This window comes from Paracoccus cavernae (assembly GCF_042430175.1).
Taxonomy (GTDB): Bacteria; Pseudomonadota; Alphaproteobacteria; order Rhodobacterales; family Rhodobacteraceae; genus Paracoccus; species Paracoccus cavernae.
The window spans coordinates 1-20938 of the sequence record NZ_JBHMDZ010000006.1 but is presented as its reverse complement, the minus strand read 5'-3'; the positions used below and the strand labels follow the sequence as shown (position 1 = coordinate 20938).

The window sequence follows — 20938 nt, the reverse complement described above, 5'->3', positions numbered from 1 at the left end:
GAGGTGTCCTTTCTTGGCGCTCGGGATGCCGGCCCGCGCGGGGCCGGACACCAGAGGGTCGTTTGGGAATCAGGCGAAGCGCCCCATGTAGAACGGAAGGCCGGTTTCCTCGGCTGCCGTGGCGGCGATCTGAAGGAAGTGTGCGCGGCGCTGGTATTCGACGCGGTGCCACTGGAAGCCGAGGCCGACCGCGCCGCCGCCCATGGCGCGCCAGCGGAACAAGCAGCTCAGCTCTTCCGGCTGTTCGCCGTTGTAGATCGGGATGGAGAGCGTGAACTTCTCGGGGATCACGACGCCGTTCTGGACCTTAGTATCGGTCTCGAAGACCAGCTTGCGGTCACCGTTGTCCAGGCGCAGGGCGGATTTGTAGGTTTGTCCGACCGTGGCCTCAAAGTCGCGGCTGATCTCGATCATGGTTGCCGCTTCGGGATGGCCGATGTCGACGCTGTTCTCTTCGAGGAAGCGGGCGAACTCGTCTTGCGGGTGGATCTTGCCTTCCATCGCATCCCACCGGGCGAACTCTTCCGAGGGGCGCAGTTTCAACGTGGCGGCGTGGGTGTTGTGGCCAGAGGCGGGAAAGGCCGCGCCGAGGTTGTGCTCGTGCCAGTCGAGGCGGGCCGAGACAGTGAGCGCGTCGAAATCCGCGATGATGACCGAACGGTCGGATTTGAAGCGGTTGGCATAGGCGGAGAGCGACGCGCGATCATCGACCGTCACCGCTTGCTGGACGCGCGAGGGGAGCCGGTTCGGGTCGGAAATGTCGCGCAGCGTGAAGCTGTTCGGCAGAGCAGCGTACTCTCGGCCGTCCTGGCCGACGATCGTAGGCGATGCGACGCGCGCGGCCTCGAGAACGGTTTCGAACGTGCTGCGCGGATCCGCGGCAAGGGCGGCGACTTGGCCGAATTGTTCGGTGCTTTGAGGCATGGTTGGTCCTTTCGGGTTGAGGAAGGGTTAGGCGTCGATCGCGCGGCGGCGCTCGAGCTCGTCTTCGAAGTCCATTTGGTTGGGATCGCGACGGGTGAGGCGGCCGTCATCGGTGGCGAAGTAAATGCCGGTGCCCATGCTGCGGGTCGGCTTCTTGATCGAGATGTCGGGTACGACCTCGAGCTGGCCGGCTTTGTTGACCTTGATGCCGACCTTCATGGTCAGGCTGCCGCCATTACCGGTTTCGCGGATTGCCTCGATCAGCTCGGAGAGCTTGTGGTCTCCGGTCTCCAGAAGTTCGCCACGGCGAAAGCTCTGAATGAATTCGAGGAAGTTGAGTTCGTTGCGCGCCATGGCGGTTGCCTCTGTTCAGGTTGTGAAAGGTGGAGGGATGCCGGCCCGCGCGGGGCCGGTCACCGGAGCGTCACTGCATCAGTTGGTTGCTATTGGTCGTGAGGTCGCCAAGATCACCGCGAAAATCGATGTCCGGGATGATTGCTTGCGGCTTGAAGGTGACGCGGTAGTGGTAGGCGCTGACCTTGGCAGCATCGAGCTGCTCGACGAATGCGCTGGTATTGTCGGACAGGACCAGACTGTGGCGCTTGTATTCGCTCGGTCCCGTTTTGCAGATCACGTTGAAAGCGTTTCCGGCTGCATTCAGGTCCATCGAGCAGAACCCCTCTACCGTCAGGATGTATTTGTCGGTGATGCCGTTGAAGAACACGACGCGGCGACTGATCTCAAAGTTGTCGGCGGCCTTGCTCACGTTGCGAGCCGCGATAGTGGCGTCGTCTTCACAGGAGCCAGCCATGAGGGGCAGGCAGAGGGCGGGTATCAAAAGCAGGCGCTTCATGGTTCTGTCCTAGCGAATGTCCGGTGCCGCCGGACGCGGATCTGGGTGAGGGTGCCCCCGAGGCCACCCATCCTCGGGGGCTGCCCGCTGCACTGATGGAGGAGCGCGCAGCGGGGTCTTTGCGCCGCCGGAGGCTGCCACTCCGGCGGCTCTGCCGCGCTCAGTTTGACGCGGGAGCGCGGCAGATACGTTGCGGGTGGTCAAGCATGGCCTGAACCTCGGCGGTCAGAGGCTCTGGGCGATCCGCTGCGAACAGCGTGACGGGCTTGGACCAGTCCTGCGGATTGCGATTGTCAAAAAACCGCGCGAACTCCGCTTCGCTCAACATCAGCGCGCGGTTCGACCCGTGCGGAATAACGAGGTGGAAGCGGACCGACTTCACCGCGCGCCCCCGACCAGCTGTTCGATAGAGCGTGACTGGCTTTCCAGCGTGGTCGGTGCGGCAAAACTGAGAATGTTGTCGGCAAGGCCTGCTGTCTGCATAGCGCCTATCGTCAGGGCGATGATCGCACCGATGATCATGCAGGCCGCAATTGTCCCGACGATCAAGGAAATCCTCACTATGAGGCGCAGGCAGCGAGCACGACCTTCCCGCGCCTCTAGATCGGCCCACGGGCTGTTGAGCTCTGCATAGTCTGCGGCCATCGCGCGGTCGCTTGTGCGGAACAGATCGCTGCCGGACTGCGGGCTGCGCAGAGTCTCGGCGCGGGAAAGGTCGCGGATGTCAGCACGCGCATAAAAGCGCGGTGCGGGACGCCGATCGTCCGCGTCTTTGACGGAAAGGACTGTGGGAATGTGCATGGGCGGGCTCCATCCGGAAAGGTCGGGATGGAGCATTTATGCGCTTCACGTATATACGGGTCAAGCATAAATATGCGGATGGGGTATTCTTGGCGCTAGGTGGAGCCAGTTCGGAGTAGAAGTAATCAGAGGGCGGCACCGATTCTCGCCCTCAAATCGGGTCTAAGCGATCAAGGGAATTTTGTGGAAAGGGTCGGTTGTGGAGGTCTTGCCCCTGTGTGCGCAGCGCGACCTTGGGTTGACTGCCGCCTCCCGCCCGTATCGGGCGGGTTGCATGTTCATGCAATGTTTCCATTATGGGCGGGCGCGTAGTGTGGTGGAGAAGGTAATGTCGAGTGAAGCAGACCGTGAGTTTAGTGAAATTCTTACTTCTCTTTCGCGTGACGATCTGGATCGCTTGCTTGATTTGCTGCTTGAGCTTCAGCTTGTACAAGGCGCGCCATCTCAACCCAGCCCGCCTGACGATTCTCTGGAAGGCTGCGAAAGGCGTCTAGTACAGCCTGCTCGATATGCGACCTTGCGTCAGAGAAAAGAGCTGCGAGCGGCACGTTAAGGGCGTCTGCAATCGTACGGAAAAGCGACAGAGGGGGGCCTTCGTCACCCCCTTCTATCCGTGAAATATGCGGCTGGCTGATGCCAACCATCTCAGCCAGATCGCCTTGGCGGAGGCCCCTGGCCTTTCTGATGCGCGCGATATTGTTCATCCGCATATCATTCAACATGTCCGCCGCGCAGTCGAATACGGGTGGTGAATATTTATGCTTGACCCGTATATACCTGACACGTATTTATGGGACATGTTGACCCTCCGCGATTACATTCAAACTAACCATGTACGCCAGAAAGATTTGGCTGCTCGACTGGGTGTGACACAGGCAACTGTGTCGCGACTGGTGACGGGCGCAGCAAAGCCAAGTGTCGAGCTCGCGGCTGCAATTAAACGCGAAACTGATGGAGCTGTCGGCTTCGAGGTTTGGGTCACCTCACTATCTTCCCCCGCCGCACCTGCGGCCCCAACCCAAGAGCATCCCCATGAAACAATCTCTTCTTAAAAGCGAGTTTGTGCATCTTCGCATCCCTCGGGCTCAAACGTCTCGCCTCAATCCCTTTGACGGCAGGGGGCGGTCGGTTACTGATCGGCGCCGCAATCATGGTGCTGTTGGCCGACTCGAGCCCGAAGATTTCCGCCGTCGCTGGTCCATGTTGCTGATCTCGAACTTCGGGTCGCGTGAGCTTTGCGCAGTTCACTTCGGCGTCACGTTCCAGACGTCATGCAACTGGTTCGATGGTCTGTGCACCCCGACAGGCGATGTGGTCGATTTCGCGGCGCAGTCCTTGCCGAATTATGCCGCAGTGATGTGGGGCAAATGAATGTCCGGTTTTCAGGGTCCACCGGGCGGGGAGAATGCGGGGCGGCAACGCCTGGCTGAAACCTTGCCGGGGACGCGCCGCCCTGGTGGCGATCAAATCATCGCGGTCCCCGGAACCTGCGGCTTGCCCATCCGAGAGGCGGCTGAAAGCCGTCGGGGCAACCATTCACCCGCCGCATCCTCCTCCTGCTAGGCGGCGCGGTGACTCTGCGGGGCGGTCGCTGCTCGATCGCCCCGCATTTTTAGAAACAGCGCGAATGCGCAAGGGACAGGTGATGGCGATGAATACGCCCGTTTCCTCGGCTCAATGCCAGACATCCGGACCTACATCAGGGCCGCGCGCTGCTCCCGGCCCGCGAGCTGGTGTCTATGTTTGGCGCGACAAGGAGTATCGCGGCATGCGCGCTGTAGCACGGGCGGCCGGCGTGAGTGCATCGACGGTAATGGCCCATCTCGACCGGCACGGTAACCTCGACCGACTCGGCTGCGGACGTATCAGCAATTGGGACCCACGGGCCACCATGCGGCGCATCACTTTCGGGGCACGCAGTTGGGACAGCCTAGCAGCATTTGCTGCCGTGATGCAGGTCCATCGCAGCACGGCTTGGGCATGGCTCAAAAACGGTGAGGTCGAACGGATCATGGCGCGCGTTATTCAGGCCGATGGCCGCAAGGCCAAGGCAGGTGCGGCATGAGCGCTCAGACACGCACTCTCCAGCCGGTGCCGATCGACGATCTGCCGGACTATCCGCTTACGGTCGAGGATCGGCTCGATAGCCATTATTTCGTACCTTGGGAGCGGCGGCGCTGGCTCAACTCCGATATGCGCCTGCGAGGCACGCCGGAATGCCGCGCGCTGTTCTTCGATCTGATCAACATCTCCTATGATCAGGCACCGGTGGGCACCTTGCCAAATGATCACGAGCTGCTTGCCAAGCTCTTGATGGTCGATGCCGGTCATTTCTCGCAGTTATGCCGCCTCGAGTTCGGGCCGCTGCACAAATGGCATCTGGTGCGTTGCGGCGAGGAAATCCGCCTCGCGCATCCGATGGTGCTGCGCACGCTGCAAGAGGCTATCGCGCGCCGCGAGGATAACCGTGCCAAGAACGACGCCGCCAATGTCGCCAAGCGGATCCAGCGCCTGCGCATCACCCTGACCGCCTACAACAAAGACATCGGCGCCAATGATGCGGCGGTGCGCTGGATCGACGAATGGATGGTCCATGAGGGCTGCGAATACCGTTCGGCGACTTGGGTCGAGCGCGGCATGGGCGCGTGGATGAACCATAGCTTTTCTTTGTCCCGGAGTGCCGGACGCTCTGTCTGACACTGTCCAACTTTGTCCGAAGGACAGTTCAAGACAGTCTCGGACACTCTCGGACTGTCCGGCACGACAGGGACAGAGACAAAGAAAATGAAAAGAGAAAGACAAAGGCCAATCCCGCGACACGGCAGCGGGAACGCCTGTGGATAAGTCGGAAGGGCTGAGAAAACGGGGATGGTGATGGAGGGGACCAGATCAGAACGGGAAGGGCGCGTTGACGCCTTGCTGCTGGAACCTCTGGCGGGGTTGAAGCGGGGCAAGGACAAAGACGGGCGTCGGCTCGGGGCCGAGGCGCATGAGAAAATGGTCGCGCGGCTGCGGAGCTGGCTCGGCTATCTCGATGACGATCAGCTGTCGGGATTGCTCAACCAGATCGTGGTGATGTCGGTCTCGGGCGAATGGCCGACCGAATTCCATATCCGGCAGGTGGCGATGCGCATGGCACCGCCGCCGCCGGAGGTCTCGCCCTATCCGCGCAGCATGATGGTGTCTGCCCTCGGGCGGCGCGCCGTCGCCGAGGGTTGGGCGGTCGAGATGTATCACGAGGTGCTGCACCACGGCCCGCCGCCGTTTCAGGACGGTGGATGGAAGGAAAAGCTGTTGCGCAAAGAAGCAGCTGAGAATGAGGAAACGGCGATCCGCGTGCGCGAGCGGGTTGCAGCGGGTCAGGCTAGCGACCGCGATATTCGGTGGCTTGCAGCGCGCGAGCGCGACTTGGCGGCCGTTTTGGAAATGCAGGCAGAAAAGAGGCAGCAACATGGATAACGGGGCCTATCGGGACAAGGCTGCGGCGCGGGCGCATGACGAACGGGCCCGCCTTGATGCGGTGATCGCACGGGCCACGCCGATCGAGGGTTGCGGCCCGTTGATCCCGATCGCGCCGGCGCGCGGGCCGCAGGTCGTGGTGACGCCGCGGCGCATGGTGCCGGATGCCAAGGATGCCACCGGCTGGAAGGTCGAAGAGATGGGCTGGCGCGGGTTCAACGCGGTACGCGCGGCGGACATCTTCGACGATCTGGCGCGTCGGGCCGCAAAGCGGAAGGCCGCACCGCCGTTCACGGTTGGACAGGTTCAGGTCGGCAGGCTCTATCGCGACCTGGTCGAGCGCCATGATGCCGGCGGGATGCGTTGCGCCGGCCTCGAGGCCGGTCGCGGCTGCGGGCCGAGCGCGGGTGGAGAATTCATCGACGCCTTCATCGAAGAGGGCAGGGTAATCGAGCTTCTGCGCCGCCGGATCGGAAGTGGTGTTGCAATGGCGGTGCGGCGGGTGCGGCCATCCGCGCGAGGCGGCGCGGGCGCGCGTATCATTCATGACCGTGTGCTGGTCGATGATATTTGCCTGCACGGGCGCTCGTTCCGTGACGTGCTGGAGCGGCATGGCTGGGCTTGCGACGGCAGGCGGGTACAGGAGTTGGTCGTCACACTGGCGGGCATCCTGTCACGGATGCAAGGCTATGACTGTCAGCCCTCGCACAAAAGATCTTGACTGCTTAACCCACACCGCCCTATCAATCTTTCTATCATCTACACGTGCGCCCGCAGGGAACCTCCCTCGCGGGCGCCGTGCGTTTCAGGATCAGCCATGTCGCGTCACAGTCTTTACAAGACCGCGCGGTGGAAGGCAGCGCGCCTTGCGCATCTGCGGCAAGAGCCGCTCTGCCGGATGTGCCAGCTGCGCGGCATCCTCAATGACGGATCCCTGACCGTTGCAGGTGCATGGCAGCCGCGGAAGAAGCGGCGGTTCCTCGCCGTTGATCACGTCATTCCGCATCGCGGTGATCTGGTCCTCTTCTGGGACCAGTCGAACTGGCAGACTCTCTGCCCGGACCATCATGATATCGTCAAGCAGCGCGAAGAGGTTCGCGGCTTCTCCAATGCGCGCGGGTTGGACGGCTGGCCGCTCGATCCGCAGCATCCGGCGAACCGATAGGTGGTTTCGCCCGATTTGAGGCGAAAACACCGCATTTTGGCCGATAGAGAGGGGGGGGAGGGCAAAGTTCCGGGCTTTCGGGCTGGGGACCGGCGTCCACCCTTTCTCTGCGCAAAGTCGAAATTGGATACAAAAAGCCCAAGGTTAGGAAGAGGTTATGGCAAGGGGACGCAAGCCTGCCGAGTCTGTTGTCGTTCCGATGAAGGAAGACGGGGACGGCGGCCACAATCAGCAGGCCCGCGCCATTGCCCGCGCCGCGCAACTGCGCCCCGAAGGGCTGCTCGACAAAGAGCGCTGGGTCTATGACCGGCTCGCGCCGCCACTGTGCCATCCGACGAAGGATCGCCTCAACGAGGTCAGCATCTTCATGTTTGTCCAGCTCTGCCGGTCGGTGGTGCGCTATGAGGATTATCAGCTGCTGCTCGCGGAACTGGGAGAGACTTATACCGCCAAAACCCGCAACGGCGATCAGATCAAAACGCGTCCCGAAGTCGCGCAGCTCAACGAGACCTGGCGCCAGATCCGCACCCTGGCCAGCGACTTCGGCATGACGCCCGCAGCCGAGCGTTCACTCGGCGGGGCGGGACAGCTCGGCTTCAGGTTCCCGGACCATGACGACGACTTCACCTGACCGCGACACGGTCCGCTATCAGCGCGATCCGATCACGGCATGGGCGGAGGATGTGGTCGCGGGCGAGATCGTGGCCGGTCCGCATGTCCGCAATGCGGCGGCGCGCCACCTGCGCGATCTGCGCGAAGGGCCGGCGCGCGGGTTGTTGTGGGATCTGGCAGCCGCCAAGCATGTGATCGCATGGTTCGCCCGCAACTTGCGGCTGAATGGCGGCCAGTTCGAGGGCAAGCCCTTCGTGCTGCATCCGAGCCAGGCATTCCGTGTCGGTTCGCTCTTCGGTTGGAAGATCAAGGCGACCGGCCTGCGCCGCTTCCGGCGCTTCTACGATGAAGAGGGCAAGGGCAACGGCAAGAGCCCGATGCTCGGAGGGATCGGGCTCTTTCTACTGGTAGGGGACGGCGAGGCGCGCGCGGAGATCTATTCGGCAGCGGCCAAGAAGGATCAGGCACGGATCCTCTTCAATGATGCGGTCGCGATGGTGGACCAGTCGCCGCGGCTCTCTTCCAAGATCGACCGGCACGGGATCGATCCGGTCTGGCAGCTGAGCTATCGCGGCAAGGACGGCGGCAAGCGCTTCTTCAAGCCGATCGCCAACGAGGCCAAATCGGGCGGGCAGTCGGGGCCGCGCCCGCACGCGGCGCTCTGCGACGAGGTCCACGAGCACCCGAGCCGCGACACCATCGATATGTTGGAGCGCGGCTTCAAGTTCCGCGAGCAGCCGATGCTCTGCATGGCGACCAATAGCGGATCAGACCGCAAGTCGATCTGCTGGGAGGAGCATCAGCACGCGGTACAGGTCGCGGCGGGCATCAAGAACGATGACCGGACCTTCGCGTTTGTCTGCGCTCTCGACGAGGGCGATGATTGGGAGAATGATCCCGGCTGCTGGATCAAGGCCAACCCGCTTTTGGGGGCAACGATCACGGCGGAATGGCTGGCCGAGCAGGTCAATCAGGCCAAGATGATGCCAGGCAAGCGCAACGGGATCGCACGGCTGCACTTTTGCGAATGGACGCAAGCCCAGACGGCGGCGATCCGGCGTGAGGCATGGGTGGCCTGCGTCGGGGATGTCGATGAAGACGAGATGATCGCGCGGGGCTATCCCTGTTTTGGTGGCCTCGACCTCAGCCAGACCCGCGACTTCACCGCGTTGACGCTGGTCTGGCTGATCGACGGCACCCGCGATGCAGAGCGTTTCGTGGCAAAGACATGGTTCTGGTCGCCCAAGGATACGCTTGCCGACCGCGCGGCACGGGACCAGACGCCCTATGATGAATGGGAGCAGCAGGGTTTCCTCGAGGCGGTGCCGGGAGACCGGCTTAAATATGCCTGGCTGGCGGATGCGATTGCCGCGCTCAATGCCAGGTTCGCGCCGATCAGCATTGGTTGCGACCAATACGGCCTCGAACGCTTGCAGGAGAACCTGAACGACATCGGTGCGGTGATCCCGGCCGAGATCCATCCTCAGGGTTTCCAGAAGCGGATCCTCGAAAAGGACACGTCGCTGCCGGAGGGCCAGCAGGAGATCTATCTGTGGATGCCCGACAGCATCAACAAGCTGGAGGCGGGGCTCTACGAGCAGCGCTTCCTGATCGACCGCAACCCGCTCCTCGACAGCATGGCGGCCAGCGTCGTCTACGCCGAGAACCGGACAGGACACCGGATGTTCGACAAGCCGAACGCCTATGGCCGCATCGACGGCATGGTCTCGCTGGCCATGGCGACCGGCGTCGCGCTTTGCCGCTCGCCGAAGGAAGAACAGCAGAAGCGACAGGACGATTATTTCCGGAGTATGGTGAACGCATGAATGTGCTGAGAAAGATGTTCGGCAGATTCGGCGACAGCGCGCGCCCGATGGATCTGCGCAACCAGACCATGGATCGCGCCGACGGCGCAGGTGTGGCGGTCAACGCCAGTTCGAGCCTCAGCCTTTCCGCCGTTTGGGGGTGCGTCGGCTTGTTGGCTGGGACGATTTCGTCCCTGCCGTTCGAAGTCTATGCCGTCGCCAAGAGCGGTGATCGCAGCAAGCGCCGCGATCATTCACTCTATCGCGTCCTGCATGACAGTCCGAACGCGGATCAAACTGCGCTCGACTTTTGGGACTTCATCACGACCTCCATCGAGCTCTGGGGCAATGCCTATGCGCGGATCGAGCGTTTGGGCGGCGCTGTTGTCGCTCTTGTTCCGATCCGGCCGGATGCGGTTTCCGTGCGTCGTCGTGCCGATGGCAGCCTCGGCTATCGCTGGTCCGAGAAGGGGCAAAGCTTTGATCGCGGCGAAGGCGATGTGTTTCATGTTCGTGGCCCTGGTGGGGATCCGCTCGGCGGCATGTCGACCTTGGCTTTCGCGCGGCAGACCTTCTCGCTCGCCCTCGCGGCGAACGAGGCAGCGGCAGGAATGTTTCGCAACGGGCTGAAGCCCTCGGGTGTGCTCAAGTTCAAGGACTGGCTATCCAAAGAGAATCGCGAACTTGCGCGAACGGAAATGGTCGAGCGCTTCGCGGGTTCGGCCAATGCCGGTCGTCCGTTCATTGCTGAAGGCGGGGTCGAGTGGGCGCCGATCACGATCACGCCCGAGGATGCCCAGATGCTCGAGTCGCGGGGCTTCTCGATCGAGGAGATCTGCCGCTTCTTCGGGGTGCCGCCCGTGATGATCCAGCACAGCTCGGCAACGACCAGCTGGCCGACCGGGGTCGAGCAGCAGGTGCTGCTGTTCCAGAAGTTCACCCTGCGCCGCCGGCTGAAGCGGATCGAGCAGGCGGTGGCGAAACAGTTGCTGAGCGAGGCCGAACGTCAGGCAGGGCTTCAGGTCGAGTTCAACCTCGAGGGTCTGTTGCGCGGTGACAGTGCGGGCCGCGCATCGTTCTACGGCTCGGGGCTGAAGGACGGATGGCTTACGATCAACGAGGTGCGCGGCAAGGAAAATCTGCCGCCGGTTGCTGGTGGCGATGTCCCCCGCATCCAGAAGCAAAACGTGCCGATCACCGATCTGGAGGCGCTGATCAATGGGGAATGACATGAAGGTCAAACAGGGTGCGGCGCTGCTCGACATCAAGGCGCTGGAGGAAAAAGGACAGTTCGAAGGCTATGCCAGCACCTTTGGTGGCGAGCCCGACAGCTACGGCGACATCATCGCGCCAGGTGCTTTCGCCGACAGCCTTTCCGGCCATGCCGGCAAAGGAACCATGCCCAAGATGTTCTGGCAGCATGATGCGCGCGAGCCCATCGGGAAATGGCTCTCCGCCAGCGAGGACGGAAAGGGCCTTCTGGTCAAAGGTCAGCTGAACATGGGCGTCCAGCGGGCGCGCGAGGCCTACGAGCTTCTCAAGGCCGGCGACATCGACGGGCTTTCGATCGGCTACCGGATCCGCGGCTATGAGGTCGATGAAGAACGCGGGATCTGGACCTTGACCAAGCTGGATCTGCACGAGGTCTCGATCGTGAGCATCGGGGCCAACGAGCACGCAACCGTCGACGGGGTCAAAGCGGAGCGTCGATCGCAAGAGATATTGGAAAAGCTGCGGGCCGGGGACCGGCTGACGGAGCGGGAGTTCGAGCATCTGTTGAAGGGGGCCTTCGACTTCTCGAACTCGCAGGCGGAGCGCGCCGCACGCCTCCACCTGAAAGGTCAGGGGGAACCTGACAAAGCGGCGAGCGGGCAGGCTTTCCTGCGCGCGCTTGTGGGCTAACGCCCGATTTCCATCATTACGGAGGTTCCCCATGTCGGGAGATAAAACGGCCGACCAATTGGCGGCCGAGTTCAAGGCTGCGAACGATCGCGCCATCGATGCCGTCAAGGCCATTGCCGAGGATGCCCTCGGCAAGGCCAAATCCGGCGAGAAGCTGAGCGAACAGCTCAAGGCTGACGCCGATGCGGCTATGATCAAGATGAACGAGCTGAGCGGTCAAGTCGTCGAGATCGCGCAGAAAATGGCCCGTGCGCCTCTGGGCGAGAACGCAGCGGAGACTTCGCTCGGCCAGCAGTTCATCGACAGCGAAGGCTTCAAGGGATGGGCCGATGGGCGCCCGCGGCAGGGCAAATCCGATCTCGCGATCAAGGCGACGATCACAACCGCGACGACCGATGCAGCCGGTTCGGTGGGGGCCGCGACCGAACGCACCCGTCTTCCGGGCATTCAGGGGCTGCCCCAACGCCGTCTCGTCGTGCGCGATCTGATTACGCAGGGCCGCATCGATCAGGCTGCGCTGGAATATATCCGCGAGAAGGGCTTCACCAACAATGCGGCTCCGGTCGCCGAGGGGGCAAAGAAGCCGGAATCGGATATCCAGCTGGAGTTGATCTCGACCTCGGCCAAAGTCATGGCGCATTGGATGAAGGTGTCGAAACAGGCGCTCAGCGACGTCTCGCAGCTGCGCTCGCATATCGACAACCGCTTGCTCTTCGGCCTTGCGCTGAAGGAAGATGGCCAGCTTCTCCATGGTGACGGCACCGGCCAGAACCTGCACGGTATCGTGCCGCAGGCCACGGCCTATGCGGTCCCCGCTGGTATCGATACGGCCGGTCTGACCGTGATCGACACGTTGCGCATCGCGGCGCTTCAGGCGGTGCTCGCCGAGCTTCCCGCAACGGGCCATGTGCTCAACCCGATCGATTGGGCTGCGATCGAGCTGGTCAAGGACGATGTTGGTCGCCACATCATCGGCCAGCCGCAAGGCAATGCTTCTGCCAGCCTTTGGCGCTTGCCGGTGGTGGAAACCGTGGCGATTGCACAGGGCAAGTTCCTGACCGGTGCGTTCCAGATGGGTGCCGAGGTCTTCGATCTGTGGGATTCGCGTGTCGAGGTCGGCTTCGAGAATGACGACTTCACCAAGAACCTTGTGACGATCCTGGCCGAAGAGCGTATCGCGCTTGCGGTCTACCGTCCGGAGGCCTTCGTCTACGGCGATCTCGCCCCGCCGGTCACCCCGTAAGGGCTGACTGCGCAAGCGAACCGGGGGTGGCTATGGCCGCCCCTTTTCTATTCAGGGGGAAGTTATGAAATACCATGTTCATCGCGAGCATTATGGCGACCGGTTCTTTCGGAAGGGTGACAAGCGCGAGGCCGAGGCGTCGGATGTAGCGCATTTGGTGCGCGCCGGTATTTTGTCGCCGGCGGATGATTCGCAGGCCAAGCCGGGCGCGAAATCCAAGGAGAAAACGGCGGCAAAGCCGGACAACAAAGCCGCGCCTGTCAGTGACAACAAGAGCGACGCATGATCCCGCGCCGCATCGTCCCGCCGGTCGATCAGCTGGTCATGCTCGAGGATGCCAAGGCGCATTGTCGGGTTGATGGTGACGACAGCAACGCGCTGATGCAGGGCTATATCGACGCCGCGACGGCTTATCTCGACGGCTATCGCGGCGTGCTTGGCCGGTGCATCATGGCGCAGGATTGGGAAATCGACCTGGCTTGCGCGGGTCGTCATCGCTTGCCGCTGCCCGATGCAATCTCCGCCAGCGCGCGCGATGCCGCGGGTGATCCGGTCGCGGTCGAGCTGCATCACGATGCGCGCGGCAGCAGCGTCACGATTGCAGGTCCGGCCATCGTCAGCTTCAAGGCGGCGCTTCCGGAGGAATTGCTGCCGAGCCTGCGCGTCGCAGCCCTGCTGCTGATCGGGCATTGGTTCGAAAACCGCGAGGCGGTCTCGGAGCGGTCTATGGCCAGCCTTCCGATGGCGGTCGATGCCCTGATCGCCCCGATCCGATGGTATGCACTATGACCGCCGGAATGCTCTCGAAGCGCGCCATCTTCCAGCGGCCGCACAAAGCCAAAGATGCCGACGGTAAGGTTATCCATACCTACCCCGAAGAATTTACGGCTTGGGTCAATCTCAAGCCGCTCCGAGGTGGCGAAAGTGTCATGGCGTCGCGGATGCAATCACGGGCGCCCGCGATCGTGACCTTCCGCACCTCGACGCAGGCGCGCGCAGTCAACTCCGAATGGCGGGTGGTGATCGACGGGCGGATTTATGAGGCCAAGGAGGACCCGCGCGAGACGCAGGATCGGGCCCTGTTCGAGATGCTGGTCGAGGGTGGTGGCAATGCGGGCAGGTAGAGCGATCCGTCAGGCGGTTATCGCGCGCCTCGAGGCCGAGGTTCCGGCGCTGACCGGTGTCTATGACAGGGCCACCGAAAGCGAGGTCTATCCCTATGTCTCGCTCGGGCCGAGCTTCTGGAACGATGAAAGCGTCGAGTGCATCGAGGCCCGCAGCTACACGCTTCAGATCGATGTTTGGTGCACCGACGGGAAGGGGGAAGCCGAGGATGTCGTGGACGATGTCTCGACCGCGCTCAACGGCTGGATGGATCAGGACGCGGTGACGGCGCATCCCGCGCGCGTCACGCTGGTTCGCGTCATGGATGATCCGTCGGGATGTGTTCACGGAGTGGTGCAGGTCGAGATCGAGGTCGAGGGGTAGATGGTATTGCGGACCGGGCCTTCGCCGCGATTCACGGAAACAGTGCTGCCCTGAGGGTTAGTCGGTAGATACCAGTGCGATAAACTCTGCTTCGCCGATAATCCTGATGGCGTGACCTTCGGCAGCCAGCTCTTCGGCTTTTCGATGCTTCGAGCTTTTCTCGTGCCCTGCCAGCAAGGAAAGATCTTGGTCGCCGACGACAAGCAGGGTGACCTTCTTACTGACTGATGTTGTAACGCGTATCCCGGCAGCAGCGGCGAGGTCGGCCGCTTGTGTCCGGCTGATCGTTAGCGCGCCGGTGAAAACCGCACAGCTACCTGCGAGCGGGCCCAGAGGGTTTGCCTCGCGGGACACCGCTGGTGGAACCGATGCCCGGCTCCTCGGCAGGGGTGAGGTTACCAGAGCCTTGACTGTGAGGCCGGTTGCTTGACGCGCCAGAATTACGGTCTGCGCGCAGGCCCTCGCGTCCTCTCCGGCGTCGTGGTGTGAGAACTCGATCCCTAATGTGTCTGCAATGTTGCGTAGGCCGAAGCCACCGGAGGATTTGAGCTCTGGCCAAGCCTGCTTGGCTGCATTGATGCTATCGCCCCAAATGGCGGTTAGTCGGGGTAGGTTGCTGCGATCGCAGGCGCCTGCAATGGCAACCCGATCGAAATTGCTGTGCTGGACCAGCAAGTGTTGATCCAGGAGGGGGCGAAGCGCAGTGATGGCCTCAGAGAAGGTCGGCATGCCTGCCAGGTCGTCGTCATCGAGCTGATGAACGGCGTAATTGCGACTTTCGACCGGGGTTTGCGGGTCAATCAATGTGACAAAGGTTTGTATGTTGTCGCCTTGGACGCAGGCGATGCCAATCTGACAGATGGTTGCTGAATCTCTGGTCGCGGTTTCAACGTCGATCGCGATGAACTCGAATGTCCCAACGGGCACGGCGGAAAGAGGGTCGTTGCGCCGATCAAATATCGCCGACACGAATGCTTCGGCCAATTCTTCGGACAGGCCTTCATCGTCTTCGTCGTCGCTGCCTTTTAGCTTGTCAAACTCCTCGCCGGTGAGGTCGAAGCCTGCTTGCCGCATCAGGGCCAAATCCCTCTCGCGGTAACGGGCGACAATGGCATTTGCTTCATCAATGATCTCTTGAGCGGAAGGCTCTCGCTCACGTTTCCCAAGCAGCGTTTTAATGAACGAAAACATGGAATCCCCCTCTTTGCCTGATGCTAGGCGGGGCGCGGTCGATTCTGGGAGTCTAAAATGGCAGAACTCAACCCCCGCATCGTCGCAAAACTCAAGCAAATTCCTGCCGTTGCTGTTGATGCCGCTCGTTTGGCAATGGAAGAAGGCGCCGAAGAGATCTGCGAATACATGCGCAACCTGATCCGGTCCAACTTTAAGCCGGGCGATGGTGACCTGCTCAGGTCCGTCGGCTGGACATGGGGCGAGGTGCCGGCAGGCTCATTCATGATCGACGAAATCCGCAGCGGAAAAACCAAGGGCGACCAGTACGCCACCCTGCGCATCAAGATCTACGCCGGTAACCGCGATGCATTCTATGCCCGCTTTCACGAATTCGGCACGAAAACCGGCCTTCCGGCTCGGCCGTTCTTCTTCCCCGCATGGAAGGCGAAGCGCGCCGATTTCCGCAAGAAGATCCGCAACCGCGTTCGCGCGGCAATCAGGGAGGCTTGGCGCAATGGCTAAGGCGATTTTTCACGGTGAATTTCATTATACCAGCCGCAAGCGCAATGCGGGCTGGTCGGTACGGCCTTCGCCGGAACCTCAGTATTTCCCGCGCGAGCTGATCGACGCCGCCGTTGCGGCCGGTCGCGCGACAGAAGTTTTGCCGAACGCGGCAAAGACGGCCGGCAAGGGCCGAAAATCGGGCGACTGAGTTTCAGGCCCTTCCCACCAGTCAGCCGCCCCTTGAGGGCGGCTTTTTCATGGAGCGCCACAGATGGCAAAACCGATTACCGAAAAGTTCGAGCAGATGGTCCTCGAGACCAGCGAAAACGGTACGACCTGGACGCGGATTTGCGGCCTTGTCGGCGTGACGATCACCCGTACCGCGCAGTTCGACAGCACCGAAGTGCCGGGCGATTGCGACGATGAAAGCCTGCCGCTCGATGTCGAGCGCTCGATCCGTACAATCGAGGTCAATGTCTCGGCCGATGGTGTTTGGGCACAGCAATCGCATGGCGAAATGCTTGACTGGTTCTATTCCGGCGCGCCGAAGCAGATCCGCGTCGGTCACCTGAATGCCGCGGCGGGCGATACCGAATATGAGCAGGGTCCGGCCCTTCTTTCGACGCTCACTAACCAGCGTACCAAGGGCCAGAAGGTCACCGCCGCGATCGAGATCCAGTTCGACGGCACGCCGACCCGCGTGGCGAAAGCCTGATGGAGGCGCTGGTTCTGGCATGGCCGGGCGGGGAGCATGCTTTCCGCCTGCCGCTCGCGCAGCTCGAATTGCTGCAGGGTGCAACCGGATGCGGGCCCGAGTTTCTGCTCAATAAGCTCAACCTCGGCCAATGGGCCGCGACCGAACCGTTCGAGATCATCCGCGCCGGGCTGATGGGCGGTGGCATGGATGCGGCAGGGGCAAAGGATGTCGTCAGCCGCGCGTTCGACCGCCACCCCCTGATCGAGTTCAAGGTTCCCGCGCAGGCTATTCTTGGCCACGCCCTCTACGGCCCGCCGGATGATCCGGTGGGGGAGCTTGGGCCGGTGACCCCGACACCGGCGGTGAACAGCGAAAAAACGGACAGTGGAAGTTCAGCGCCCTCCACGGCTTAGCGGCGGCTATCGGCATGCCGCATAACGACATGGCGCAGCTCAGCCTCTGGGAGTTCACGGCTCGGGTCGATGGATACGGCAGGGCGAATGGTTGGAAAACGCGCGGCGCGGGCGGCGATCTGTCCGAGTCGGAACTGGCGGAAATGGGTATTGAGGGCTTCTGATGGCTGAAGATCCGGATCTTGTCGTATCGGCGGGCTTCTCTGACGCGCAACTCGTCAAGGAAGCGAATAAAGTCGTCGCCTTCTACAAGAAGCGCGGCGAAGAGGCTCAGAAGGCGTTTCTTGATGCGCAAGGGAAGGTCACGAACACTCAAGCCGCGAACGCGCATAAGCGTGAAATGGACAAGCTCGCTCGGGCATATGACCCAGCCTATCGCGCCGCCAAAGGCTATGAAAAGCAGGTGGAAGAGCTCAGCCGTGCAATGAAGGGCGGCGCGATCACCCAGCAGCAGTATGTTGTTGCTGTCGAGCGGGCTGCGCGTCAGCTGAAGCAGGCGGGGGAGGTCGGTGAGACTGCTGGCCGAAAGCTGGCGGGCGGCGGGAACTCCATGCAGCAGTTCGGTTGGCAGATCGGTGATTTCGCGGTTCAGGTTGGCGCGGGCACGTCGATTGCCCAAGCCGCCGGCCAGCAGCTGCCGCAGCTTCTCGGGGCATTTGGCGCGGTGGGTGCTGTGGCTGGCGCTGCCACCGCGATTCTCATTCCACTCGGTGCGGCGCTGCTGAAAGCCAGCGATGTCTCAGCGCAGTTCGACGACAAGCTCAAGCTGGTGACAGAGGCCACAGATCTGATGACGGCGGCCGTGGAAGCCGCGGCAACGCCGATCTCGGTGCTCAGCGCGCGCTATGGCGAGGCAGCGGGGGCTGCGCAGGCGTTCTATCAGCAGCAGGCAGCAATCTCGCAGGCCGTTGCCTCGGCTGCTCTGGCCGATCTCGGGAAATCGATTGGCGGTGTCGGCGGACAACTTGGAGACAACAGTCGCAAGGCGGGCTGGCTTCCCTCACTGATTGGCGGATTCTCTGGCGTCGAAGTTAAAACGCTCAGCGACACCAACCGCAAAGTCCAGGAGCTGATGGACACATATCGCCTCGGCAGGTCGCATGCCGAGCGGCTGGCTGTCGCAATGCAAAAGGCGATGGACGCTGGTACTGACGCGACCTTGGCGGTAGCGGCTGCAGAAGAATTGAACGCTGCGATGATCGAGATCGCCGGAGGCGTTGACAAGGTCGGCGCGAAGTTCGGGGGCGAAGATGGCTTGTGGGGCAAGGTCGACGCCTATTTCAAGCAGGCAACGGCGCAGGTGCAGGCAATGCGCACCGAACAGGATCGGGTTGTTTCCCAATACCAGACCGACACCGAGAAAATGGCCAAGCTGTCCAACGACCGCAAGGTAGCAGAGGGCTTGCTGAAAGAGGCAATTATCGCCGGCGCGACGGCGGTGAATGCGAAAGCGGTCGAGACTGCACGCCTCGCGCGCGAGCGCCTCGACCTGATTGATGACGAAATCACCAAGACCAAAGCGCTTGCCCTCGCCAACGATGAGGCGTTCATCGCCCTGCAAAAGCGCATCAAATCCGGTGCGGGCGGCTTCCTCGACGGCCTGGTCGAAAGCGTGACCGGCAGCAGCCTGACGCAATGGGGCAAGGACGGCGCGGCTGCGCAGAAGGGGATCCTCGACCTCATCGCGCAGCGCGAGAGTGGTGGCGACTATAATGCGACGCTCGATAATGGTCGCTGGACTGGCGGCGCGCGCAATCTCGTCAACATGACCTTGAAAGAGATTCTGGCGCTTCAATCCACAATGCGCACGCCAGAGAACCGCGCCCTTTACGGCGACGGAAAAGGGTCGTCAGCCCTCGGTCGCTACCAGATTGTCGGCAGCACTTTGGAGGGTCTGATCAAAGACCTCGGTCTCTCTGGTGACGAGCTGTTTTCGCCAGAGATGCAGGACCGCTTGGCCATGCAGTTGCTCCGCCAGATCAAACCGGGGGATGTTGCAGGCATTCGCGGCGTGTGGGCCGGATTGAAAAATGTTCCTGCGCCCGTGATCCAGAGCGCATGGGGTCAGCAGTCGATTGAGCAGGTCGACCCAGAGATCCAGAAGGAACTGGACAAGCAGATTAAGGACCGCGAGCGTCTCGCCGAACAGGTCAAGAAATACGGGGAAACTCTGGCGCAGAACTTACTGACGGAACAGGAATCCTCTCGCCTCGCCGCCAAGCAAGCCAATCAGATCAGTGAGATCAAGGCGCAGGGTCTTTCGCCAGAGGCGGAGGCGCGGGCGATTGCCCACGTCACGGCCGAGATTGAAAAGCAAAAGACGGTCATGACGCTGATGGCGGATGCCAAGCGGCGAAACGTCGATCTCGATACGCTGATGACCGGCAGCACCATGACTTATCGCCAGGCGATCGAGGCGCTGGGAGAGGTCAAGCGGGCCGACATCATCGCAACCAATGATCGTGCGATTGCAGAGGGCAAGGCCGCCGAGGCGCAAAAGCTGATGGCGGATGCACAGGCTCAGGTCAAATCCGGCCTGATCGATTCCATCGTCGCTGGCGAAAGCTTTGCCGACGTGCTGGCGAATGTTGCCCAGATGTTTGCCAAAGCCGCGTTGCAGGCGGCCCTCTTCAACGAGGGGCCTTGGGCGAGCGGCGGCGGAGGCGGAGGGCTACTGGGTGGTCTTCTCGGCGGCCTGCTTGGCGGCGGTGACGCGCTTTCCGGCGCACTGCGCGGCGCAGGCCTTCCCGCGCGCGCTGGCGGCGGCAGCGTGCGCGCTGGTCAGGCTTATCTGGTCAACGAGAACACTGCGAACAGCGAGGTCTTCGTGCCGTCGATGAGCGGGGCGATCCTCAACGTGCCGCAGGCGCAAGCCGCTCTGCGGGGCGCGCGCGGTGGCGGCGGCACGACCTTTGCGCCGCAAACCAGTATCGTTGTGCAGGGCGATCTTAGTCGGGACCGTATCGCGGAACTCGAGGACCGCCTCAATAAGCGCGATCAGCAAGCCTTCTCCCAGTGGCTCCAGTTCAACAAGGAACACGGTCAGCGGATGGGCTGAATACAGGCCATCAACATAGAGAGACCACATGCCGGAAATTATTGATTGGCCGTGTGATCTCGGCGTCCGCGATACCGACTTCTTCCTGAAGTGGACCACGCGAAGCGCCGGAAGATCACTCGCGGGCCACGAACAGATCGTCGGCGTCAACGCGGCGGTCTGGGAGGTCTCGCTCACCTTCGCGCGGACCTTCAACGGGGATCGCTTGCGTCTGTTCGAGGCGCTGGTCGCACGCATGCGCGGGCGCCAGAATGTCGCGGCCCTCTGCGTCTGCGATCCCTATCGCTATGGCCCGCGTGTCGCGCCTCTTCAGTGGCCTCATAATGACGGGACATGGTTCTCGGACGGGACAGGCTATGCAGACGGCTCGACCGGTGCGATGCAGCCGCTTCTCGCGAGTGCACCCGCCGCAGTCGGCGCGACCTCGGTTTCGGTCGGGTTGACCAATCCGGTGCGCCCGAACCTGCGGATCGGCGACATGTTTTCGCGCAGCGGCTTTCTTTACCGCACGGTCGGGGTCGCGGGCAGTGTGGTGCAGTTCGAGCCGCCTTTGCGCCGTGCGATCGCGGTCGATGACGCGCTCACGACCAACCCGCCCAAGTTCTTCGGACGCTTTGCGACGGATGACGAAGGGCGGCGTGTCCGCGAGAACCTCAAATGGGGCGCGCAGGTCACCGTCAATTTCGTCGAAGCTTTCGATCGGTAGGGGTGATCCGCCGCGCAGGCGATGGCGCTAAGCTTTGGCCGGGAACGCTTCTGCAGTTGCGGATTGCAGCGTGAGCCTGAGGTTTGAGAGGGCGTCGGCCCGGTAGGGATGATCCTCGATCGTGATGCGGGCGAT

The 20938-nt window shown here is 62.2% G+C and carries 30 protein-coding genes; 23 read left to right on the top strand and 7 right to left on the bottom strand.

All coding sequences use genetic code 11. From position 1 onward, the window contains the following. Positions 1 to 69: 69 nt before the first annotated feature. From ACFFUC_RS06940 to ACFFUC_RS06915, 6 genes are all read right to left on the bottom strand, one after another. Positions 70 to 924 carry a YfdQ family protein gene (locus ACFFUC_RS06940; RefSeq protein WP_377684806.1) on the bottom strand — a complete coding sequence of 285 codons (855 nt, stop codon included), beginning with the start codon at positions 922 to 924 and terminating at the stop codon, positions 70 to 72. Positions 925 to 951: 27 nt separating this feature from the next. Beyond that, positions 952 to 1278: a YfdP family phage-associated protein gene (locus ACFFUC_RS06935; protein WP_377684805.1), complete on the bottom strand. Its 327-nt coding sequence runs from the start codon at positions 1276 to 1278 to the stop codon at positions 952 to 954. Between the two features lie 70 nt (positions 1279 to 1348). After that, positions 1349 to 1777, bottom strand: coding sequence for a beta-sandwich lipoprotein (locus ACFFUC_RS06930; protein ID WP_377684803.1), 429 nt, complete (start codon positions 1775 to 1777; stop codon positions 1349 to 1351). A 160-nt stretch (positions 1778 to 1937) separates the two neighbouring features. After that, positions 1938 to 2159 (bottom strand): hypothetical protein, encoded by a 222-nt coding sequence (locus tag ACFFUC_RS06925; RefSeq protein WP_377684802.1) that lies wholly within the window; start codon positions 2157 to 2159, stop codon positions 1938 to 1940. Next, a complete protein-coding gene (locus tag ACFFUC_RS06920) occupies positions 2156 to 2578 on the bottom strand; it encodes a hypothetical protein (protein ID WP_377684801.1) in 423 nt (140 codons plus the stop codon). Before ACFFUC_RS06920 ends, ACFFUC_RS06925 begins: the two co-directional genes overlap by 4 nt. Positions 2579 to 2943: 365 nt before the next feature. Then, entirely contained in the window at positions 2944 to 3282 is a 339-nt protein-coding gene (locus ACFFUC_RS06915; protein ID WP_377684799.1) for a helix-turn-helix domain-containing protein, read from the bottom strand. 54 nt (positions 3283 to 3336) lie between these two features. Between ACFFUC_RS06915 and ACFFUC_RS06910 the strand changes: the two genes are divergently transcribed. From ACFFUC_RS06910 to ACFFUC_RS06835, 16 genes are all read left to right on the top strand, one after another. Next, positions 3337 to 3630, top strand: coding sequence for a helix-turn-helix domain-containing protein (locus ACFFUC_RS06910; protein ID WP_377684797.1), 294 nt, complete (start codon positions 3337 to 3339; stop codon positions 3628 to 3630). Further along, complete coding sequence (locus ACFFUC_RS06905; protein ID WP_377684796.1) at positions 3611 to 3949, top strand: hypothetical protein; 339 nt, start codon at positions 3611 to 3613, stop codon at positions 3947 to 3949. Before ACFFUC_RS06910 ends, ACFFUC_RS06905 begins: the two co-directional genes overlap by 20 nt. 397 nt (positions 3950 to 4346) lie before the next feature. Then, the gene (locus ACFFUC_RS06900) at positions 4347 to 4643 is read left to right on the top strand and encodes a hypothetical protein (protein WP_377684795.1); all 297 of its coding nucleotides are present in this window, start codon (positions 4347 to 4349) and stop codon (positions 4641 to 4643) included. Further along, positions 4640 to 5275 carry a hypothetical protein gene (locus ACFFUC_RS06895; protein ID WP_377684794.1) on the top strand — a complete coding sequence of 212 codons (636 nt, stop codon included), beginning with the start codon at positions 4640 to 4642 and terminating at the stop codon, positions 5273 to 5275. Before ACFFUC_RS06900 ends, ACFFUC_RS06895 begins: the two co-directional genes overlap by 4 nt. A gap of 177 nt (positions 5276 to 5452) precedes the next feature. Beyond that, positions 5453 to 6037: a hypothetical protein gene (locus ACFFUC_RS06890; RefSeq protein ID WP_377684792.1), complete on the top strand. Its 585-nt coding sequence runs from the start codon at positions 5453 to 5455 to the stop codon at positions 6035 to 6037. Continuing rightward, positions 6030 to 6758 carry a hypothetical protein gene (locus ACFFUC_RS06885; protein ID WP_377684790.1) on the top strand — a complete coding sequence of 243 codons (729 nt, stop codon included), beginning with the start codon at positions 6030 to 6032 and terminating at the stop codon, positions 6756 to 6758. The genes ACFFUC_RS06890 and ACFFUC_RS06885 overlap by 8 nt, the downstream gene beginning before the upstream one ends. Positions 6759 to 6854: 96 nt before the next feature. Further along, complete coding sequence (locus ACFFUC_RS06880; RefSeq protein ID WP_377684789.1) at positions 6855 to 7202, top strand: hypothetical protein; 348 nt, start codon at positions 6855 to 6857, stop codon at positions 7200 to 7202. 157 nt (positions 7203 to 7359) lie between these two features. Further along, positions 7360 to 7833 carry a P27 family phage terminase small subunit gene (locus ACFFUC_RS06875; RefSeq protein WP_377684787.1) on the top strand — a complete coding sequence of 158 codons (474 nt, stop codon included), beginning with the start codon at positions 7360 to 7362 and terminating at the stop codon, positions 7831 to 7833. Continuing rightward, positions 7814 to 9640 (top strand): terminase large subunit, encoded by a 1827-nt coding sequence (locus tag ACFFUC_RS06870; RefSeq protein ID WP_377684785.1) that lies wholly within the window; start codon positions 7814 to 7816, stop codon positions 9638 to 9640. Before ACFFUC_RS06875 ends, ACFFUC_RS06870 begins: the two co-directional genes overlap by 20 nt. Then, complete coding sequence (locus ACFFUC_RS06865; RefSeq protein WP_377684783.1) at positions 9571 to 10848, top strand: phage portal protein; 1278 nt, start codon at positions 9571 to 9573, stop codon at positions 10846 to 10848. The genes ACFFUC_RS06870 and ACFFUC_RS06865 overlap by 70 nt, the downstream gene beginning before the upstream one ends. A gap of 1 nt (position 10849) precedes the next feature. Then, positions 10850 to 11521 carry an HK97 family phage prohead protease gene (locus tag ACFFUC_RS06860; RefSeq protein ID WP_377684781.1) on the top strand — a complete coding sequence of 224 codons (672 nt, stop codon included), beginning with the start codon at positions 10850 to 10852 and terminating at the stop codon, positions 11519 to 11521. A gap of 31 nt (positions 11522 to 11552) precedes the next feature. Continuing rightward, the gene (locus ACFFUC_RS06855) at positions 11553 to 12764 is read left to right on the top strand and encodes a phage major capsid protein (RefSeq protein ID WP_377684780.1); all 1212 of its coding nucleotides are present in this window, start codon (positions 11553 to 11555) and stop codon (positions 12762 to 12764) included. 64 nt (positions 12765 to 12828) lie between these two features. Further along, positions 12829 to 13050: a hypothetical protein gene (locus ACFFUC_RS06850; RefSeq protein WP_377684778.1), complete on the top strand. Its 222-nt coding sequence runs from the start codon at positions 12829 to 12831 to the stop codon at positions 13048 to 13050. Beyond that, the gene (locus tag ACFFUC_RS06845; RefSeq protein WP_377684776.1) at positions 13047 to 13553 is read left to right on the top strand and encodes a head-tail connector protein; all 507 of its coding nucleotides are present in this window, start codon (positions 13047 to 13049) and stop codon (positions 13551 to 13553) included. The genes ACFFUC_RS06850 and ACFFUC_RS06845 overlap by 4 nt, the downstream gene beginning before the upstream one ends. Beyond that, a complete protein-coding gene (locus tag ACFFUC_RS06840; RefSeq protein WP_377684774.1) occupies positions 13550 to 13888 on the top strand; it encodes a phage head closure protein in 339 nt (112 codons plus the stop codon). Before ACFFUC_RS06845 ends, ACFFUC_RS06840 begins: the two co-directional genes overlap by 4 nt. Then, positions 13875 to 14252 (top strand): DUF3168 domain-containing protein, encoded by a 378-nt coding sequence (locus ACFFUC_RS06835; protein WP_377684773.1) that lies wholly within the window; start codon positions 13875 to 13877, stop codon positions 14250 to 14252. Before ACFFUC_RS06840 ends, ACFFUC_RS06835 begins: the two co-directional genes overlap by 14 nt. 57 nt (positions 14253 to 14309) lie before the next feature. On the opposite strand, the gene ACFFUC_RS06830 is transcribed toward ACFFUC_RS06835, so the two are convergent. Further along, complete coding sequence (locus ACFFUC_RS06830; RefSeq protein ID WP_377684771.1) at positions 14310 to 15443, bottom strand: exonuclease domain-containing protein; 1134 nt, start codon at positions 15441 to 15443, stop codon at positions 14310 to 14312. Between the two features lie 57 nt (positions 15444 to 15500). Between ACFFUC_RS06830 and ACFFUC_RS06825 the strand changes: the two genes are divergently transcribed. The 7 genes from ACFFUC_RS06825 to ACFFUC_RS06795 all read left to right on the top strand — a co-directional run bounded on the left by ACFFUC_RS06825 (position 15501) and on the right by ACFFUC_RS06795 (position 20803). Further along, complete coding sequence (locus ACFFUC_RS06825; RefSeq protein WP_377684770.1) at positions 15501 to 15947, top strand: HK97-gp10 family putative phage morphogenesis protein; 447 nt, start codon at positions 15501 to 15503, stop codon at positions 15945 to 15947. Further along, positions 15940 to 16137 (top strand): hypothetical protein, encoded by a 198-nt coding sequence (locus ACFFUC_RS06820; RefSeq protein WP_377684769.1) that lies wholly within the window; start codon positions 15940 to 15942, stop codon positions 16135 to 16137. The genes ACFFUC_RS06825 and ACFFUC_RS06820 overlap by 8 nt, the downstream gene beginning before the upstream one ends. Before the next feature lie 63 nt (positions 16138 to 16200). Further along, a complete protein-coding gene (locus tag ACFFUC_RS06815) occupies positions 16201 to 16644 on the top strand; it encodes a phage tail tube protein (protein ID WP_377684767.1) in 444 nt (147 codons plus the stop codon). Continuing rightward, positions 16644 to 17039: a gene transfer agent family protein gene (locus tag ACFFUC_RS06810; protein WP_377684766.1), complete on the top strand. Its 396-nt coding sequence runs from the start codon at positions 16644 to 16646 to the stop codon at positions 17037 to 17039. The genes ACFFUC_RS06815 and ACFFUC_RS06810 overlap by 1 nt, the downstream gene beginning before the upstream one ends. A 14-nt stretch (positions 17040 to 17053) precedes the next feature. Further along, entirely contained in the window at positions 17054 to 17203 is a 150-nt protein-coding gene (locus ACFFUC_RS06805; RefSeq protein WP_377684764.1) for a hypothetical protein, read from the top strand. Then, complete coding sequence (locus tag ACFFUC_RS06800; protein WP_377684763.1) at positions 17203 to 20097, top strand: hypothetical protein; 2895 nt, start codon at positions 17203 to 17205, stop codon at positions 20095 to 20097. The genes ACFFUC_RS06805 and ACFFUC_RS06800 overlap by 1 nt, the downstream gene beginning before the upstream one ends. A 28-nt stretch (positions 20098 to 20125) precedes the next feature. Further along, positions 20126 to 20803 (top strand): hypothetical protein, encoded by a 678-nt coding sequence (locus tag ACFFUC_RS06795; RefSeq protein ID WP_377684761.1) that lies wholly within the window; start codon positions 20126 to 20128, stop codon positions 20801 to 20803. The last annotated feature ends 135 nt before the right edge of the window (positions 20804 to 20938 follow it).